Genomic DNA, 18,214 nt, shown 5'->3' on the forward strand with positions numbered 1-18,214 from the left:
CGTGGGGGCGCCGGGACACGGCGGGCTTTCCTTGTTGTCCCCCTCTGCGCCATTATCCGACGGCCGGGGCGGTTTCGAAGCCGGGAGGAAGCGGGCCGCACGCAAGCCGGGTCGGGATCCCTAGCAGAGCACGGCGAGTGCTCCGGGCAGCACCCGGGCCGTGACGGGAAGGACGGCGTCGACCTCGCCGTCGGCGCCGCACGGCACTTCCCGGTCGGCCTCGATGCGAACCTCTCTTCCCTGCGCGATCCGCACTTCGGGCCGGTGGACATGTGCACCGGACTTGAGCTCGTTCATCAGGGTGAAGAAGAGCCGGCGCGGTGCTTCGCGGATCATCACCACTTCGAGCAGTCCGTCGTCGATGCGGGCGCCGGGGGCGATGATGCGGCCGGAGCCGTAGTAAGGGGAGTTGGCGGCGACGACGGTGTAGCCGCGGTGCGCGAGCGGCTCGCTGTCGACGGTGACCCGGTAGGCGGCCGGGCGCCAGGTGGCGACGGCTCTCAGTCCGCCCGCGTAGTAGGAGGCGGCGCCCTTCAGGAGTGTGGAGCGGTTGGCGTGACGGTTGGCGAGGGCGTCCACCCCCGCGTACACGCTGCCGAGGACGACACTGCGGCCATGGGCGGACTCCACTTCGATGGTGTCCACTGACCGGGGAGCGCTGTGCAGCAGTACCCGGGCCAGTGCCTCCGGGTCGGTGGGCAGGCCGAGCGCGCGGGCGAAGTCATTGCCTCGGCCGGCCGGGACCAGGCCGAAGAGGGTGTCGGTGCCGCTGAGGGCCCCACCGATGCCGCCGACGACGCCGTCGCCGCCGACCGCCAGGACCACGCGGTTTCGCTGCCCGGCCTGGCGGGCGAGTTCACAGGCGTGGGCCAGGCTGCGGCTGTACACGGTCTCCAGGCCGGCCCCGGCCTCCCTCAGCAGCCGGGCCACGTGGAGCAGCACCGCGACCCCGGTGGATCCGCCGGCGGTGGGGTTGACGATGGCGGTGAACTGTCGCATCGGTGTGCCTCCAGAGGCGGCTGACGGCTTGTGGACGGGGGTGGGGGTGGGCCGGGGCGGGTCAGGCTCAGTCGGCGGGCAGGAGGACGCCGGGATTGAGCAGACCTGCCGGGTCCAGCCGGCGTTTGACGGCCTGGAGGGCGCCGATGCCGAGCGGACCGGCCTCTCGGACGTACCACTCGCGGTGGTCCGTGCCCACGCCGTGGTGGTGGCTGATGGTGCCTCCGGCCGCCAGGATCGCCTCGTTGGCGGCGCGCTTCGCGTGGGCCCAGTGCGCCAGGGCGTCCTCGCCCTGGGCGGAGACCACGGTGAAGTACAACGAAGCGCCGTTCTCATAGACGTGGGAGATGTGGCACATCACCAGCGGCGGCGTGCCGTACTGGGTGAGCGTGCCGGCGAGCGCCTCGCGGACGGCGGCGTACAGTCCGGGGAGGCGGGACCAGAAGGCGGCCGTCTCCAGCGTCTCGGCGAACGCCCCGGCGTCCAGCAACGCGTCCCGCAGGTAGGGAGCCGAGTAGCGGCCGTGGGCCCAGCGCTCTCCCGGCTCCCGGCCCAGACAGGTGCCGCCACCGTCGCGCAGTACGGCCGCGGCCCGCTTCCGGCGGTGGGTGGTGTCCTCCTCCGTGCCCTCGTAGCCGGTGATGGCCAGACATCCGGCGTTCTGCGGAAGGCCCGAGGTGCCGATGGCGTCGGGCTGGGCGAGGCCGATCAGCGACTCCGTCTCGTCCGACAGGCGCAGCACGGTCGGCCGCGGCCCGTCCTGGGCGAGGTGCCGCAGGGCGGCGGCGCCCGCTTCAAAGGAGTCGAAGCGCCAACCCTCGTAGACGCGGGTCCGGGGGACAGGACGGACCCGGACGGTCACCGAGGTGATGACGCCGAACGCGCCCTCGGAGCCGAGGATGAGCTGACGCAGGTCGGGCCCGGCCGCCGAGCGCGGGGCACGGCCCGCGTCGAGGGTGCCGGACGGGGTGGCGAGGGTGAGACCGAGGACCATGTCGTCGAACCGGCCGTACCCGGCGGAAGCCTGACCGCTGGAGCGGGCCGCGGCGAATCCGCCGATCGTCGCCCACTCGTAGGACTGCGGGAAGTGGCCGAGCGTGAAGCCGTGATCGGCCAGGAGGGCTTCGGCGTGCGGGGCGAGCAGGCCGGATTGCAGGGTGGCCGTGCGGGAGACCGGGTCGAGGTCGAGCAGGGCGTTCATGCGGCGCAGGTCCAGCGCGACGAAGGGGCGCCGCGGCTCGGGGGCGAGACCGCCGACGACGGACGTGCCGCCGCCGAAGGGGACCAGGGCCAGGTCGTGCGTGGCGCATGCCGTCAGCACCGCGACCACCTCGTCGTGGCTCCCCGGCAAAACCACGGCCGCCGGGAGGTCGCTCACGTCGCCGTCCCGGATGCGCAGCAGATCCGGCGTGGACTTGCCGCGGGTGTGCCGGATGCGGGACTCGGCGTCGGTGCGCAGATGCTCTTCACCGCCGACGGCGGTGAGCAGGGCTCGGCGCGCGGCCGGGTCGAGGAGCGGCTCGGGTACGGCGATCTCTTCCAGGGCGATCGGCTCCGTGCTGCGCGGTTTCACCCCGAGCAGGTCGCGCAGCAGCCCGATCACCGAATCGGGCAGCGGTGTCGCCCTGGCCGGGTCACCCCAGCCGCTCCACAGCATGTCCATCGCGCTCGTCCTCACCGGTCGTCGCGACGGCGTCGTCGCGAGTCAGTCGTCGATCGCGGCAGTGCGGTCGCGGAGGAGTCCCGCTTACCCGAACCGCCGAGGGCGTTACACTGTGACACATGACGCCTATTCGTCACAACGCCTCGGACGGCGATGCAGTGCTCGACGCGGTCCGCGATTGCGTCCTGGCCGTCGGCGTGCGGCGTACCACCCTGACCGACGTGGCGCGCCGTGCGGGCGTCTCCCGGATGACGCTGTACCGCCGCTGGCCCGATGTGCGCTCGTTGGTGGGCGACTTGATGACCCGAGAGTGGATCCAGGCGGCCACCGGCGCGATGCCCGACCCGAGGCCGGGGACGACCACGCGCACGCGAATCGTGGACGGCCTCGTCAACGGCGTGGACGCCTTCCGGAGCCACCCCCTCTTCCGAAAGATCGTCGACGTCGATCCCGAACTGCTCATCCCCTACGTCCTGGACCGGCGCGGGGCGAGCCAGGAAGCCCTCCTGGAACTGCTCGCCGACGCCCTGCGCGAAGGGCACGCGGACGGGTCGGTACGCCCCGGCCACCCCGAACGGCAGGCGAGGTCCCTGCTCCTGGTCGCTCAGTCCTTCACCCTGTCGCTGCGCACCATGACCGAGGAGGACGACGCCGAGCTGAGCACGGAGGCCTTCTCCGCAGAACTGCGGACCATCCTCGAGAGGACCCTCACACCATGAGCTCCAGCAGCAGTCCGGCCTCCTCGCAACGACCGGTCGCCGGCTCGTCCCTGACCGCGGGCCGCCGCCTGCGCGAACTGGCTGAGACCGTCGGCGGCGCGCCCGTGGACGTCCTGGTGGTCGGCCTCGGGGCGACCGGCGCCGGGGCCGCCCTGGACGCCGCCGCCCGCGGACTGACGGTCGCCGCCGTCGACGCCCACGACCTGGCCTTCGGCACCTCCCGCTGGAGCTCCAAGCTCATCCACGGCGGACTGCGTTACCTCGCCTCCGGCCAGCTCGACGTCGCTCATGAGAGCGCCCTCGAACGCGGCCTCCTGATGGAGCGCACGGCTCCGCACCTGGTGCGGGCCCAGCCGTTCGTGCTGCCCCTGACCCCGCTGGTCTCCCGGGGCCAGGCGGCGCTGGCCTGGGCCGGGTTCCGCGCCGGCGACACGCTGCGTCTGGCGGCACGCACGGCGCGGGCCACACTGCCTGCACCGCGCAGGCTCTCCGCTGCGGAAACCCGTCACCTGGCTCCCGCGCTGCGCGGCGCCGGACTTCGCGGCGGCCTGCTGTCCTGGGACGGCCGGGTGACCGACGACGCCCGCCTGGTCACCGCGATAGCGCGTACGGCGGCGGCGCGGGGCGCACGAATCCTCACCCGGGTACGTGCACTGGAACTGACCGCGTCCGGTGCCCGGATACGGGACGAACTCACCGGTGAGGAAAGCGAGATCCGCGCCCGCGCGGTGATCAACGCCTCCGGGGTGTGGGCGGGCGGCCTGGTGGACGGGGTCCGCATACGGCCCTCGCGCGGCACCCACCTCGTCCTGCGCGCGGACCACCTGGGCTTCCTGCCGGCCGGCCTGCACATCCCGATCCCCGGGGAGACCAACCGCTTCGTCCTCGTCCTGCCGCAGGGCGACGGCCGGGTCTACGTCGGACTCACCGACGAACCCGTGGAAGGCGACGTACCGGACGTGCCCGACGCGCCGGAGACCGACATCGGATTCCTGCTCGACGTCCTCGGCTCCGCACTGGACGTCCCCGTCCACCGCGCCGACGTGGTGGGCGCGTTCGCGGGACTGCGGCCGCTGCTGGACAGCGCCCCGGGCGGGGACCCGGGCGCGGCGCCGAGCACCGCCGACATCTCCCGCAGACACGCCGTGCTCACCTCGCCGGAGGGAGTGGTCACCGTGGTGGGCGGCAAACTGACCACGTATCGGCGCATGGCCGAGGACGCGGTCGACGCCGCTGTCGCCGCCCACGGCCTGTCCGCCGGCGCCTCCCCGACCAGCGCCCTCCCTCTGGTCGGTGCCGCAATGCCCCGGGCGCTCGGCGCCCTCCGCGCGCCGCGACGCCTGATCAACCGCTACGGCACCGAGGCGCCGGCCGTCCACGCGCTGGCCACGGCCGACCCCCGGCTCGCACGGCCCGTCCTGGAAGGGCACCCGGTGACCCGCGCGGAGCTGCTGTGGGCCGTACGCCACGAAGGGGCACTCGACGCGGCCGACCTCCTCGACCGTCGCACCCGCATCGGGCTGGTCCCCGACGACCGAGCCACCGCGCTGGAAGCCGCACGGGAAGTACTCGACGAGTCGGGGGTCGGCGACTGACTGACCGGTAGCCCGTCTGACCGCCCGCGAAGACGCGGGCGGTCAGACGCGGCTGGGCTCGGTGGCGTCCCCGCTGGGGTCTCCCAGCAGGCGCTTGTCCACCTCCGGTTCGGGCAGCGTGCGAAACAGCAGCCAGCTCAGGGCGGGCATCAGGATCAGGGGGGCCAGCGCCGTGCGCAGCGAGGTCGCGTCGGCGATTCTGCCGATGACGGGGCTGGTGAGGCCGCCGACACCGACCATGAGACCGAGCGTGATCCCGCCGGCCGTACCGACACGCGTAGGCAGATAGTCCTGGGCGAGCGTGACCTGAAGCGAGAACGGCACGTACAGGCCGATGGAGGTCAGGGCCACGAACAGATAGACGGCCGGGCCGGGGACGAACACGACGCCGGCGACTGCGGCCACCGTGGTCAGGTAGGACGTGCTCACCACCCTGACCCGGTCCCAGCGATGGGCCAGTTCGCTCCCGAGGATCGTGCCGACCGCGCCGCCGAGGTAGAGCACGAACAGCGCGGCCGTCCCCGCCGCCGTACCCCATCCCGTCTGCTGCCGGACCTGGAAGGCGACGAAGGTGCTCATGGCGACGAAGGCGATCGAACGGCAGACCACCGCGAGCGAAAGCCGCACGAACGAGGGCCAATGGTCCCGCCCCGCCGCGGCCGCCGTGCGGGAACCTGTGCGCGGCGCCTTCTCAACGGCGCGCAGCACCGGCAGCGTCAGCACGCTGCCGACCAGGGCGGGCACGATCAGCAAGGGTGACCAGCGCAGCCCGCCGGTGGCGATCACGACGGCGACCAGGAGAGGGGCGAAGGCGAAGCCGATGTTGCCGCCGAGGGAGAACCAGCCCATGGAACTGTGGCTCCCCTTGGCGGCCAGCCGAGCGACACGGGCCGACTCCGGGTGGTAGGCGGCGACCCCGATGCCGGACAACGCCATGAACATCGACGTGAGCGTGTACGAGCCGCCGATGCCGCTCAGGGCGACACCGATTCCGGCGAGGACCGTGCTGACCGGAAGCAAACAGGGTATGGAGCGCCGGTCGGTGAGCGCACCGAAGACGGGCTGGGCGACGGAGGACAGCAGGCTCGTGGCGAGCACGATGCCCGAAGCCGCGGCATAGGTGTAGGAGCGCTCGGCGACGAAGAACGGGATGAGGGACGCGACGGCGCCCTGGTACAGGTCGACACAGGCATGTCCGACCGACAGCAGGACGAGCGACTTGTTCCTTGGCATGGCGTCATGGTCGTCCGTCGACCAGCTGTCGCACTTCCTATAATCTGCCAAGGGATGAGGAAATTCCGCCATGTGCCGGTGGCGCCGACGGACACGCGGTGGCTGGCTCCAGGCGCCGGTATCGACGCCCACCGGCACGACGACCATCAGATCGTGTACGCGGGCCGGGGCGTGGTCGCCGTCACCACCGACGCGGGCTCGTGGGTCGCCCCGGCCACCCGCGCCATCTGGGTCCCGGCCGGCACCGTCCACTCCCACCAGGCCCACGGAGATCTCGAACTGCACCTGGTCGGTCTGCCCGCGCACACCAACCCGCTCGGTCTGGATGAGCCGACTGTGCTGAGCGTCGGGCCGCTGCTGCGGGAGTTGATCCTCGCCTGCACTCGGGACGCGGGCGACGACAGTCCCGAACGCGGGCGGCTGATCGCCGTCCTGCTGGACCAGTTGCGGGCCTCGCCCCAGCAGCCGCTGCATGTGCCTACGCCCACGGCGCCGCAACTCAAGGCGCTGTGCGGGATCCTGCTCGCCGATCCTGCCGACGACCGCACCCTGGCGGCCCTGGGCCGGCAGGTCGGTGCGAGCGACCGGACGTTGTCCCGCCTGTTCAAGGCCGACCTGGGTATGACGTTCCCCCAGTGGCGTACGCAGGTGCGGCTCTCCCACGCCTTGGTCCTGCTCGCCGAGAACACGCCGGTCACGGTCGTGGCGCACCGGTGCGGCTGGTCATCGGCGAGCGCGTTCATCGACGTGTTCCGCCGCGCCTTCGGCTACACCCCGGGACGCGCCTCGGGCGGGCGGCCGGCTGAGTGACGGTACGCGTGGCGGGGTCGTCGTCCGCAACGGTGCGCACCGGGGTGCCGGTGCGCACCACATGCGCGGCCCACGTGTATGCGCTGGACAACCTGACCGAGCGCCGCGTCCTGGGTGCCGTGGTAGCGTCGCGCGGAGTTCGCAGTGCCCGCCCCTCAACGAGATGTGCGCCGTGTCCGGCGTGCCAGGGCGACACACCGGAGGGTCCTCATGGAGACAGACGAGCACTGGGACGGATTCGCCGGAGAGGGCCCCCGGTCGCGTCCACTCGACGTCCGATGGATCCATGGCTCCCCGTCGGCCAAGCACAACACCGACCCGGACATCCAGGTCCACAGGTACGACGAGCACACGTTCATTCTTCGGCAGAACATGGCGATCAACTATGAAGCGCCGTTCCTCTTCCTGCTTTTCGGCCGCGCTCGGGCGGTGTTGATCGATACCGGTGCCACCGCATCCGCTGAGTTCTTCCCCCTGCGCCGGACGGTCGACGAACTCGTCGCGCACTGGCTCGCGCGACACCCGCGGGACGGGTACCACCTGCTGGTCCTCCACACGCACCCGCACGGCGACCACATCGCGGGCGACGACCAGTTCTCCGACCGTGCCGCGACCACGGTGGTGGGGGCGGACCTGGCCACCGCCTGGGCGTACTTCGGATTCGACGAGGATTCCGACGCCGTGACCGAGGTCGACCTGGGCGGTCGTGTGCTTGAGTGCCTGGCGACGCCGGGCCATCATGAAGCGGCGGTGACGTTCTACGACCGGTGGACCGGTTTTCTGCTCACCGGTGACACGGTCTACCCGGGCCGGCTCTACATCCAGGACTGGGCAGCCTTCGCGCGCACCATCGACCGCCTCATCGACTTCTCCGACCGCCGCCCCGTCACCCACGTGCTCGGCTGCCACATCGAGATGACCCGGCAGCCGGGCGTGGACTACCCGATCCGCACCACCTACCAGCCCGACGAGCCGCCGCTGCAGATGACCACCCGTCACCTGCATGACATCCGCGCGGCGATCACGGAGATGGGCGACCATCCCGTCCGACGCGCCTTCCGTGACTTCGTCCTGTGCCCGAATGCCTGAACAGCAGGGCAGTCCCATCCTGTCGTCTCACAGGTGGCGGGCGTCAGGTGGGGCCTGAGGGTCAGGCGTCGGCCGGACGCCTGTCGCGGTGGGCACCGGTGTCGGAAGCCGCCGCAGCCTCGGGGCGCCGTCCCGAAGGGCGCCGCCCGTCACGGCTTTCGGGCGGCCACCGGCACACTCAGCGGACGGGCCAGGCCGACCACCGCCTCGTCCAGGCGCTGCAGATGCCGCAGCACCCGGTCGGTGATCCGCCCGTACCGCGGTGTGCGGGCCGTGTCGGACTCCAGCAGGGAGGCGATGCTCGGCCCGGTCTCGACCTCGTCGGTGGCGTGCTGGTCCGCCACATGCGCGCTGATCGCCGCGATGTTGTCCGTGATGCGGTCGCACGCCCGGCGCAGCCGCGGATCTGCCGTGATCGAGGGATGTGCGGCCAGGAGCTCGGCGGTCGCGGCCAGGCAGCGCGCATGGTAGGCACATGTCTCCAGGACCGCGACGACGTACTGGGCCGTGCTCCGCCGCGCCCGCAGCGGTGTGATCGGGTGCGTCAGCGGCTGCGTGGCCGCCCGCAGGTCGCCCAGTGCCTCGTCCAGGTCGCGCGCCTTGTCGAGCAGACCTGCCCCGGGACTGCCGCTGAGCTGGTCGACGGCGGCGTCGGTGACGTCGGCGAGCCGCTCCAGCACGGTGGCGAGCAGCTCGTTCGTGCGGCGGTCCGTGGCCACCGGAAGCACCATTGCCGCCGCGACGATCCCGCAGGCCGCGCCGAGCGCCGTCTCCTCCACGCGCAGTACCAGCACCGACAGGCTGTAGGTGTGCAGCAGCGTGTACAGCAGACCCAGCGCCGCGGTCACGAAGAACGACATCAGCGTGTACGACAGCGGGGCCGTGTAGAACATCGCGAAGACGCACAGCAGCACCAGCCCCAGCGCCGTCCACGTGTGGTGCCCCACCAGCCCCGCCAGGACGATGCCGGCCACGACGCCGAGGACGGTGCCCACCAGCCGGCGGTAGCCCTTGACCAGGACCTCGCCCGTCGACGAGGTGTTCATGAAGACGATCCAGCAGGTCAGCACGGCCCAGTACCAGCGATGGCTGGAGAGGAACTCGCCACCGACGATGGCCAGGGCCGAGCCCACGGAAACCTGTACTGCGGCACGCGTGGTGGGCCGCCGCAGTCCCCTCGGCTCCTGCTGTGTCTCGCGCTCGCTCTCCTGGGCGCCCTCGATGGCGGCGTTCTCGGCGTCCAGCTCCTCCCTCGAGCGCGTCGTCGCGGGGGTGTCGTCGGACTCGTCCTGCATTCCCTCCAGCGCGACCCTGAGCCCCAGCACCGCCCGCGCGGCCTCGCCGATGCCCCGGAAGACGTCCTGCACGGCTCTCGACGCCGACGGCAGGTTCTCCTCGTCCCGGTAGCCGAGCAGCCGGTTGCGCAGATGGGCCACTCCCGTCCCGCCGCGCTGCCCGACGGACCGCAGCAGGAGCAGGCGGAGCGCCTGTAGTTCGCGGCGGAGCGTGTCGATCGCCTCGTCCCGCACCGGCAGATGGCCGCCCGAGGGTACGTGAGCACCGGGCAGGTGCAGGGTGAGTGTGTCCGCCCGCTCGGCACTGCGGGCGTTCAGGAGCAGCAGCCCGAGCCGCTCGGCGGCGATCTCGGCGTCCGCGATCCGGCGCTGCAGCACCTGTGCCACGGCTTCGTCGGATGTCCCGTCGTCCAGCCGGCCCTGGATCATCATGGCCGTCTCGTGCAGCCGTGCGGTGCCCTCTCGAACCTCCTCCAGAGCCTTGTCCACGTCGTCGGGACCCGCGTCCAACAGCTCCAGCTGCGCCGACACGAGCTGGGCGAGGCGCACGCGGAAGGCCTCGCGCAGTCGTTGCAGGATGCCCGCGGGCGTCTCGTACACGACCACGAACCGTACGAAGGCACTGCACGCGAACGCGAGGGTGATGACGCCGTACAGCCGCGGCAGCGTCGAGACCGTGGCGCCCACGAACAACGACAGGAAGTACACCTGGAAGCCGATCAGTCCCAGCGCGGTGCCCCGGTCGCCGAACCGGCGGCCGTAGACCGCGCAGAAGATCAGGAGGACGAAGAACACGTCCCCGGCCACGACGCGCGTGTTCAGCAGCGCCCCCAGGGACACGGACACCAGGGCCACCGGAAGCCCCAGGGCGAGCGTGATCGCCTGTCGGCCGCGCTGCTTCTCACGGATGGCGAAGGTGGCCACCATGGCGGCGATCGCGCCGGCCACCAGATGCGGCAGAGGGGCGCGCAGCACGGCGAGCACGGCCAGGGTGAGAGCGATCGCGCCCGCCGTCCGCGACCCGGCGGCGAGTCTGAGCAGCCCGGGATCCGACGCGGTGATGCGATCCCGCAGCCGTGCTGCGACCGGCCGTCCCGCTGCCTTCACGCCGCCGTACTCTCCCCGCTTCCCGGATGATCTGCTTCCCCAGCATGCCACCAGGAGGCACCTGACGCGGTTCCGGCCGCGGTCGGCGGTCAGTCCCGCACTCACCCCTCGTAGCGTCGACCGCGACTCCGCCTTTGCGGCGGTCCCGGCGAGGTCTGGACCAGTGGCATGGGCATGCGCTATGCCATTCCTCCCCGCACGGGATGGTGTCTGGTCAGACCGGCAGCAGCCGGGCGATGAGTGCGCTGAGCTGCCTCGCGTTGCGGCATTCATACATCTCGATGACCTCGGCGTAGGCCGGTGCCGCCGAGTCACCCGTGCCCCACTGGGAGCGCGACTCGGGGTTCAGCCAGTAGACGCGGCGGGCTCGTTCGGCGATGTGCCGTACAGCCGGAAGATTCGGATCAGCCATGTTGGTACGGGCATCGCCCAGGACGAAAACAGTGGTGCGCGAGCCCACGGCGTCGCCGTACCGTTCGGTGAACTCGCCGAATGCGACTCCGTAGTCGCTGCTGCCGTGCCAGCCCGTCAGTGCCGCTTCCGAGCGGATCCGCGTGCCCAGAGCGCCGGGATCGGCCGCGCCGTGCACCAGCATCCTGGTCACCTCGTCGATCTGATTGACGAAGGCGAAGACCCGCACCTTGCTGAACTGGTCATGCAGTGCTTGCACCAGCAGCATCGTGAAGTCCGAGAACCCCGACACCGAGCCCGAGACATCGCACAGCAGCACCAGCTCGGGCCGGACGGGACGGCGCCGACGCAGCACGGGCCGTATCGGCACACCGCCCGTCGACAGCGACCCGCGCAGGGTGCGGCGCAGATCGATGGTGCCGCGGGCGGCGCGCCTGCGGCGCGCGGCGAGCCGGGTGGCCAGTTTGCGTGCGAGCGGCTGAACGACCCTGCGCAACTCGGCGAGTTGGTCCCGCCCGGCGGACAGGAAATCGACCCGGTCCGCCGTGGTGGCCACGGCCCGACGCGCGATCTCATCCCGGCCGCGCCGCTCGGCGACACGGCGCCGCGCCTCCGCGGCCACCTGTTCACGGAAGACTTGGATGCGCCTGCGGATCTCGTCCTCGAGCAGCCGGTCGGTGAACCCCGCCCCGGCTTCCTGAGCCCGGATGCCGTCGCGGACACGCGCCAGCAGCGTCTGCGGGCGGAGCCGCTCGAGCGTCTGGTACGACGACCAGCCGTCCGACCCCGGCGATGATCCGTACCCGCCGAAGCCGTCCACCGCCTCGACCGCCAACTGCGCCATCATCCCGCGATCGTCGGCGGCCAGCGCCTCCGCGAGCCGGTTCCGCAGTTCCTCCCGGTCCGCTGGAGCTTCGGTGGCGTGGACCCCGACGCGAGCCGGGAAGTACACGTCGAAGACGGCATCGAACACCCGCCGCTGGCCTTCGGTGTGCAGCAGCGTGGCCGCCAGCCCCTCACGCAGCAATGCGCGGTCCGTCAGGCCGAGTACTTCCACCACCCGCGCGGCATCCAGGGTCTCGCCCGTGCCGATCCCCATGCCGTGCGAACGCAGTGCGCCGACCAGCCCCGTCAGCCGCTCGGCGACACCGGTCGCCGGTGCGGAGGCGCTCACACGGCATCCAGGTCGAGCTTCGACGCCGCCTTCAGGACGTCCTCTTGATGCTTGAGGACCACGCCGAGGGTGTCGCGCACGACGGTCTCCTCGAGCGTGCCGGCGCCGAGGGCGAGCAGGGTGCGCGCCCAGTCGATCGTCTCGGCGACCGAGGGAACCTTGCGCAGGTCCATCTCCCGCAGCGCCCTGACCACCCGCACCAGGGACTCGGCCAGTGCCTCGTCGGTGCCAGGAACCTTGAGCCGGACGATGCGACGCTCCAGCTCCTCGTCCGGGAAGCCGATGTGCAGGAAGAGGCAGCGGCGGCGCAGCGCCTCCGACAGCTCGCGGCTCGCGTTCGAGGTGAGGACCACGAAGGGGCGCCTGGCCGCAGTGATCGTGCCCAGTTCGGGGACGGTGACCTGGAAGTCGCTGAGCACCTCCAGGAGCAGGCCCTCCACCTCGACGTCCGCCTTGTCCGTCTCGTCGATCAGCAGCACCTTCGGTTCGTCCCCGCGGATGGCGGTCAGCAGCGGACGCGCCAGCAGGAACTCCTCGCTGAAAATGTCCGTGCGCGTCTCATCCCATGCCTCGTCACGGCCCGCGCTGATACGCAGCAGCTGTTTGGCGTGGTTCCACTCATACAACGCCCGGGACTCGTCGATGCCTTCGTAGCACTGCAACCGCACCAGCCGCGCCCCGGCGACCTGTGCGACGGCCTTGGCGAGTTCGGTCTTGCCGACCCCGGCGGGACCCTCCACCAGCAGCGGCTTGCCGAGCCGGTCGGCGAGGAAGACCGTCGTGGCCACCGCGGGCGACGCCAGGTACCCGGTCTCGGCGAGGCGCGCGGAGACCTCGTCGACGGATGCGAACAGCAACGGAGCCTCCATCTTTGCGCGGTACACGTCCGTCGCTATCTAAGCGCTTGCTCATCGTATTGTCACCCGTGACGGACGCATGCGTTGCCGGCGGCCGACCCCCTCGCGTACGACCTGCGAGGACGGCGACCGGAAGCAGTTCGCACGGTGACGGTACGTGTCCTGCCCTTGCCGGCCCGTCCACCTGTACGGGGCCCACCGGGGGCGGCGGGCCGGGAGGCCGTCAGACCGGCCGCGCCAGGCGGGCCGTCAGAGCCGGGGCAGCCGGAGCGCAAGTCCCCGCCGACGGCAGGGCCGCCGCGCGGTTCTTCACTGTTGCTGCGCCAGCGTCAGTGCTGCTGCCCGAGCCATTCGTCGAAAGTGGTCGGTGCGATGCGGGCGCCCTCGCTCGGCAGAAGGACGTCACCGGCCATCTCCACGCCGAGCACCGACGACCACGTCGGCACGAGTTTCACTGCGTGGCCGCGCGCGTCGTGGGTGCGCCTGGCCATGTCCACCAGATCCTGCGGCTCCGGGCCGGCGACATCGCGGTACCGTCCCTGCGGCACCCCCACGGCGATCTCGGCGAGGACCTCGCCCACGTCCGCCGGGGCGATCGGCTGCACCAGCAACGGAGGGATGGTGGCGACGCCGTGCTGCTCGGTCCAGTTCGTCAGCGTCGCGGCGAAGTCGTGGAACTGAGTAGCCGCGACGATCGTCCACGGCACCGGGCCCTCTGTCACGAGGCGCTCCTGTTCCCGCTTGCCGGCGTAGTGTGCGTTGCCTTCTACGCGGTGCAGCCCGTCGATCGAGAGCAGCACGTGGTGACGGACGGCGGCCCGCTCCTCGGCGGCGAGCAGGTTGCGCGTGGTGGTGCCGAAGTACGCCACCGCCTCGTCCGGGTCGGCCGTGTCGTGGCTCGTGGTGTCGACGAGGGCCTCCACGCCGACGAGGGCGGCGTCGAGGCCCTCGCCGGTCGACAGGTCGACACCGAGTGAGCGGCTGATGCGCACGACGTCGTGTCCGGCCCGTTTTAGGGCGGCCACGGTATGGGCCCCGATGTTCCCGGTCGCACCGGCAACGGCGATTCGCATGGTCTGCACGGCGATTCCTTCCTTGTCCGCCGACGTGGCTCGGACCTGTGGAAAAACCGGCCGATCCGGGCATGCGGCGCGCCGGGTCCGGAGGCCCCGTCACCCGCTTCACCGCTGGTCATCGGCGCCGGTATCGCCCCTGCCATGCGGCCTGGGACGCGGTGCTGGTCTCGTCGTCCCCTCGGTCTGCGTGGGGCTGGCAGGTGAAGCACAGTTCGTGGCGGCCCCAGTGGGTGATCACACTGCCCCAGCCGTTGCACACTTCGCAGCCGAGGGCGGACACGGCGTCGGCGCGGGGGTTGGGGCAGGGAGCTTCCGCTCCGTCGATCATGCGGCTCTCCTGGCATCGAGGCTGTCGGCGGCGGGTGCGCGTCTTCGCTGCACGATGTCCAGTTTATACCGTTTCTCGTCCGATTGCGCCCGTTTTTGCAGTTTTATGACCGTTTATGTTGCGGCAAGGAGTGTGGCATCAATGCGTGACTCCGGCGGCACGGACCGTCACGCGGGCCCGCACTTGTGATGTGCGTTGTCCGGTGGTTTCCGGTGGTTTCGGGTGACGTTGCTGCTGCGTACGGCCCTCGTCGACAGGCACGGTCCGGTACTCGGCCGCATCCTGAGGACGGCCCGATCAAGTGCCAAGAACCGGCCGAACCGGAGGGTCTGTGATCCTGCTCGTCCTGCTCCTGCCCGCCCTGTTGATCATCCTCCTCGTGCGGGCGGCTCCGCATCTGATGGCCCGGCAGGGCCGGGACGTTCTGCATGATGCCCGGCGCCGGGTGCGGTGCCGGCTTCCACGCCCGCCCCCGCGTTGAGACCGCACCGGTTGCTCGTCTCGCGAGGATGCTCCGTGGCGCGTTGTCCGGAAGGGGCGTGTGCCTCCGGCCTGGGCCGGCGTCCGTCAGAAGAGCCGGGCGAGGGCGGCTTCGGAGGGGCTTCCCGGCGCCGCCTGGTAGGCGATGATCACTTGCTCCTCGGCGCCGCCGACGGTGAGGGCCTGCCGCCGCAGAGCGAGCTCGCCGACGATCGGATGAACGAACCGCTTGAGCTCGTCGCGCGAGGGTCGCGCGTCGTGCCGCGCCCACAGACGGCGGAAGTCCTCGTCCGCCTCCAACTCGGCGACGAGGCGCGCGGTTCTGGGCTCGTGCGGGTCGGCCTCGGCGCGCAGGGCCGCGGCGGTCTGCGCGGCGATCTCCGGCCAGTCCGGGAGCAGTCGACGAACTCCCGGGTCGAGGAACATGTCCCGGGCCAGGTTGTGCCCGGGCTCGTACATGGGGGCGAGCGCGCGGGCGAGCTTGTTCGCGGCGAGGACGTCGAAGCGCCGATTGCGCACGTACGCGGGACTGCCCGTCCACGCGTCGAGCAGCTGGTGCACGTCCGGGGTGACCTCGCTCTCCGAAGGCCTTACGGGATGCGGGGCGGCGAGCGCGAACAGGTGCGCCGTCGTGTCGGCGTCCAGCTCCAGCGCCCGCGCGAGCGCCTCCAGCACCTGCGGCGACGGGTGCCGGTCGACACCTTGCTCGAGCCGGGTCAGGTACGGCTCGCTGACACCGGCCCGCCGGGCCAGCTCGTCCCGGCGCAGCCCCGCGACCCGGCGCCGGCCGGGGGCGGGCAGGTCCGCCTGCGAGGGCGGGACCCGTCCCCGCCGGGCCTTGAGGAACTCTCCCAGGACGTTGTCACTCGCCATGGAAGGGAGGGTAACCCTCCCGGGGTGCTGGCTGCCGAGCTGCGGGCCGCGCAGGGTGGAGGGCATGAAGACCTGGTTCATCACCGGCGCGTCCCGCGGCTTCGGCCGGATCTGGGCCGAAGCCGCCCTCGCCCGTGGCGACCGCGTCGCCGCCACGGCGCGCCGCCCCGAGTCCCTGCAAACCCTCGTCGACGCCTACGCGGACCGCGTGCTCCCACTCCGCCTGGACGTCACCGACCGGGCAGCGGCAACTGCCGCCGTGGAGCGGGCGGTGGACGCCTTCGGCCACCTCGACGTCGTCGTCAACAACGCGGGCTACGGCCTCTTCGGCATGGTCGAGGAGACCACCGAGGAGCAGGCCCGCGCCCAGCTCGATACCAACCTGCTCGGGCCGCTGTGGGTGACGCAGGCCGCGCTGCCGTACCTGCGTGCCCGACAGCGCGGTCACATCGTGCAGGTGTCCAGCCTCGGTGGCCTCGCCGCCTTCCCCACCCTGGGGTTGTACAACGCCTCCAAATGGGCGCTGGAAGGGATGAGCGAAGCGCTCGCCCAGGAGGTGGGTCCGCTCGGCATCCATGTCACCATCGTCGAACCCGGCCCCTACGGAACCGACTGGTCCGGTGCATCCGCGGTGCACACCGAACCCATCGACGCGTACGAACCGGTCCGCGAGGCGCGCCGATCCGGCGCCACCGCCCGCGCACCGCAGGACCCGCAGGCCACCGCCGACGTCATCCTCGAACTGGCCGACACCGACGAACCACCCCTGCGCCTGTTTCTCGGAACCTACCCCTATCCCGTCGTCGAAGCCGCTTACCGGCAGCGACTGGAAACCTGGAACGCGTGGCGACCACTGGCCGCCAGGGCTTGACCGACGGGGTGTCACATCATGGACCGCCCGGCATGCGGGCCACCGTGCCCGCGATGTCGGCTGTCGAGTGGATCGGTTGGCTTCGTCACGGCCGGGGTGTGCGGACCGCGGCGCGGGAGGTGAGCGCCGCGGTCCATGGCTTCATGGAAGGAACTTCACCTCTCGGAAGGCCGCGCTCGGACCGTCGAGCAGATGCCCCCCGCGGTGCCGCACGTACCGGTCGAAGAACGCGAGCGGGTAGGCCTGTTGGATCCGTACCGCCCGGGCGGGGTCGAGGGTTCCGATCCAGTCCTGGATCTGCTGGTCGGTCATGCCGAGGATCCTGCCCGCTTGCGGGATCAGCGTCGCGTTGTCGCCGTACGAGTTGTGGATGGCGCCGTCGGCCTGGATGCCGAGCCGCCAACCGCGAAGGTGCGTCCAGAACTCGGCGACGTCCGGCATGGCGGCCCGGGTGAACACGGCGGTCATCATCATGAACGGCCGGTCCAGATCGGAGGTGATGGTCGGCTGCATCGGGCCGTCGATGCTGAGCCCGGCGCGGACGCGCCGGTCGGCGAGCATGGTGAGCGCGGTGGCGGTGCCGCCCTTCGACCAGCCGAACGCGCCGATGCACTGCGGGTCGAGGGCGCCGAGCAGGCCCTGGGGCAGTGGCCTGCCGTCGACGTCGGGGTTGCGCCCGGCGGCCAGCCCCTCCACGCAGTCGAGCAGGAACCGGAGGTCCGCGGCGAAGTCCCTGGGGTACATCGGGAAGTCGTCCGGGGTGACCACCCGGCCGTCGGGGAACTCGGTGAACGCGTCATGGGTGTGGTCGACCGTGACCACGGCGTAGCCGTGACTGGCGAGTTCCTGGACCGTGATGGTGTGATCGCCGCGGTGGCTGCCCGCGCCGTGCGAGTACACGATGACGGGCAGGCGGTGGCCCGTAGGATGCACGGGCGCGCCCACGTGCCCGGCGGTGAGCGGACCGAGGGCGGGGTCGAGGGGAAAGCCGGCGTCCGCCAGGAACGCCCGCAACGCTCCGTCGGCCATCCAGGGGGCACGCGGCAGGTCGTCGGCCTTGCGTGCCGGGTACCAGACGCTCGCCATCAACTCGCGGTGATGCCCCGGGCCGGCCACGCGATCCGGACGTGAGGTGTCGACGAGGTGGAGCGGCACCGTGCCCACCGGGTACGGCCCGGTGGGCACAGGCAGTGTGAGTCGCGCCGGGCCGGAGGCGGTCGGAGCCGCCCACGCGCGGGATGCGGCGCCGAGCGGCACGGCAGCCGCACCTGCCAGCACGGCTCGACGCGTCATTGTCTGTCGGCCGATGGACGCCGTGATGGGCATGGATCCTCCCGAGTCTGTGTTTCTTGGACGGAACATGGCTCGCAGCCCATGCCGATGAGTTCGACGTGCGGCATCGTAATGGCCCTGCGCTGCCGCAGGTGCGGCTGGTTGCGCGTTGCGGCCGACAGGCGCGGCGGGCGACCGCAGGCCGGCTTGCTTGCGTTGGCGCGGTCGCAGGGGTGACCGCAGGGGAGTTGCCCGCGCCACCGGCACGGGCCGCGTCGAGGGGACCCGGAAGAAGACCTCGCACAAGACCTGGCTGCCAGGAACCCCGGCAAGAAGTCCTGGTCCGGCCCGGGCCTCCGACC

Annotated in this window: 15 protein-coding genes; 5 read left to right on the top strand and 10 right to left on the bottom strand. The window is 71.6% G+C overall.

The annotated features are described in order from the left end of the window. Positions 1-120: 120 nt before the first annotated feature. Positions 121-999 carry a YegS/Rv2252/BmrU family lipid kinase gene (locus N8I84_RS38470; protein WP_263234174.1) on the bottom strand — a complete coding sequence of 293 codons (879 nt, stop codon included), beginning with the start codon at positions 997-999 and terminating at the stop codon, positions 121-123. Positions 1,000-1,066: 67 nt separating this feature from the next. Then, positions 1,067-2,662, bottom strand: coding sequence for an FAD-binding oxidoreductase (locus N8I84_RS38475; protein ID WP_263234175.1), 1,596 nt, complete (start codon positions 2,660-2,662; stop codon positions 1,067-1,069). A 119-nt stretch (positions 2,663-2,781) separates the two neighbouring features. Here N8I84_RS38475 and N8I84_RS38480 point away from each other — a divergent pair, with 119 nt between their 5' ends. After that, positions 2,782-3,381: a TetR/AcrR family transcriptional regulator gene (locus N8I84_RS38480; RefSeq protein ID WP_263234176.1), complete on the top strand. Its 600-nt coding sequence runs from the start codon at positions 2,782-2,784 to the stop codon at positions 3,379-3,381. Further along, the gene (locus N8I84_RS38485) at positions 3,378-4,976 is read left to right on the top strand and encodes a glycerol-3-phosphate dehydrogenase/oxidase (protein WP_263234177.1); all 1,599 of its coding nucleotides are present in this window, start codon (positions 3,378-3,380) and stop codon (positions 4,974-4,976) included. The genes N8I84_RS38480 and N8I84_RS38485 overlap by 4 nt, the downstream gene beginning before the upstream one ends. Positions 4,977-5,018: 42 nt before the next feature. Here N8I84_RS38485 and N8I84_RS38490 read toward each other — a convergent pair whose 3' ends face one another. Next, the gene (locus N8I84_RS38490; RefSeq protein ID WP_263234178.1) at positions 5,019-6,209 is read right to left on the bottom strand and encodes an MFS transporter; all 1,191 of its coding nucleotides are present in this window, start codon (positions 6,207-6,209) and stop codon (positions 5,019-5,021) included. 54 nt (positions 6,210-6,263) lie between these two features. On the opposite strand from N8I84_RS38490, the gene N8I84_RS38495 reads away from it, so the two are divergent. Next, positions 6,264-7,019: an AraC family transcriptional regulator gene (locus N8I84_RS38495; RefSeq protein WP_263234179.1), complete on the top strand. Its 756-nt coding sequence runs from the start codon at positions 6,264-6,266 to the stop codon at positions 7,017-7,019. A 210-nt stretch (positions 7,020-7,229) separates the two neighbouring features. Further along, the gene (locus N8I84_RS38500) at positions 7,230-8,108 is read left to right on the top strand and encodes an MBL fold metallo-hydrolase (protein ID WP_263234180.1); all 879 of its coding nucleotides are present in this window, start codon (positions 7,230-7,232) and stop codon (positions 8,106-8,108) included. Positions 8,109-8,257: 149 nt separating this feature from the next. Here N8I84_RS38500 and N8I84_RS38505 read toward each other — a convergent pair whose 3' ends face one another. The 6 genes from N8I84_RS38505 to N8I84_RS38530 all read right to left on the bottom strand — a co-directional run bounded on the left by N8I84_RS38505 (position 8,258) and on the right by N8I84_RS38530 (position 15,709). Further along, complete coding sequence (locus N8I84_RS38505) at positions 8,258-10,510, bottom strand: FUSC family protein (protein WP_263234181.1); 2,253 nt, start codon at positions 10,508-10,510, stop codon at positions 8,258-8,260. Positions 10,511-10,724: 214 nt separating this feature from the next. Continuing rightward, positions 10,725-12,020: a VWA domain-containing protein gene (locus N8I84_RS38510; RefSeq protein WP_263235019.1), complete on the bottom strand. Its 1,296-nt coding sequence runs from the start codon at positions 12,018-12,020 to the stop codon at positions 10,725-10,727. 71 nt (positions 12,021-12,091) lie between these two features. Beyond that, positions 12,092-12,949 carry an AAA family ATPase gene (locus N8I84_RS38515; RefSeq protein WP_263235020.1) on the bottom strand — a complete coding sequence of 286 codons (858 nt, stop codon included), beginning with the start codon at positions 12,947-12,949 and terminating at the stop codon, positions 12,092-12,094. 332 nt (positions 12,950-13,281) lie between these two features. Further along, positions 13,282-14,025 carry an SDR family oxidoreductase gene (locus N8I84_RS38520; protein ID WP_263235021.1) on the bottom strand — a complete coding sequence of 248 codons (744 nt, stop codon included), beginning with the start codon at positions 14,023-14,025 and terminating at the stop codon, positions 13,282-13,284. 118 nt (positions 14,026-14,143) lie between these two features. Continuing rightward, positions 14,144-14,356, bottom strand: coding sequence for a hypothetical protein (locus tag N8I84_RS38525; RefSeq protein ID WP_263234182.1), 213 nt, complete (start codon positions 14,354-14,356; stop codon positions 14,144-14,146). Positions 14,357-14,923: 567 nt separating this feature from the next. After that, a complete protein-coding gene (locus N8I84_RS38530) occupies positions 14,924-15,709 on the bottom strand; it encodes a helix-turn-helix domain-containing protein (RefSeq protein WP_263234183.1) in 786 nt (261 codons plus the stop codon). 64 nt (positions 15,710-15,773) lie between these two features. Here N8I84_RS38530 and N8I84_RS38535 point away from each other — a divergent pair, with 64 nt between their 5' ends. Next, positions 15,774-16,580, top strand: a complete 807-nt coding sequence (locus N8I84_RS38535; RefSeq protein ID WP_263234184.1) for an SDR family oxidoreductase — start codon at positions 15,774-15,776, stop codon at positions 16,578-16,580. Between the two features lie 141 nt (positions 16,581-16,721). Here the strand turns inward: N8I84_RS38535 and N8I84_RS38540 are convergent, their stop codons facing one another. Beyond that, on the bottom strand, positions 16,722-17,906 hold the full coding sequence (locus N8I84_RS38540; RefSeq protein WP_263234185.1) for an alpha/beta hydrolase family protein: 1,185 nt from the start codon (positions 17,904-17,906) through the stop codon (positions 16,722-16,724). Between the last annotated feature and the right edge of the window lie 308 nt (positions 17,907-18,214).

Origin of the sequence: Streptomyces cynarae, assembly GCF_025642135.1 — a bacterium.
Classification (GTDB): Bacteria; Actinomycetota; Actinomycetes; order Streptomycetales; family Streptomycetaceae; genus Streptomyces; species Streptomyces cynarae.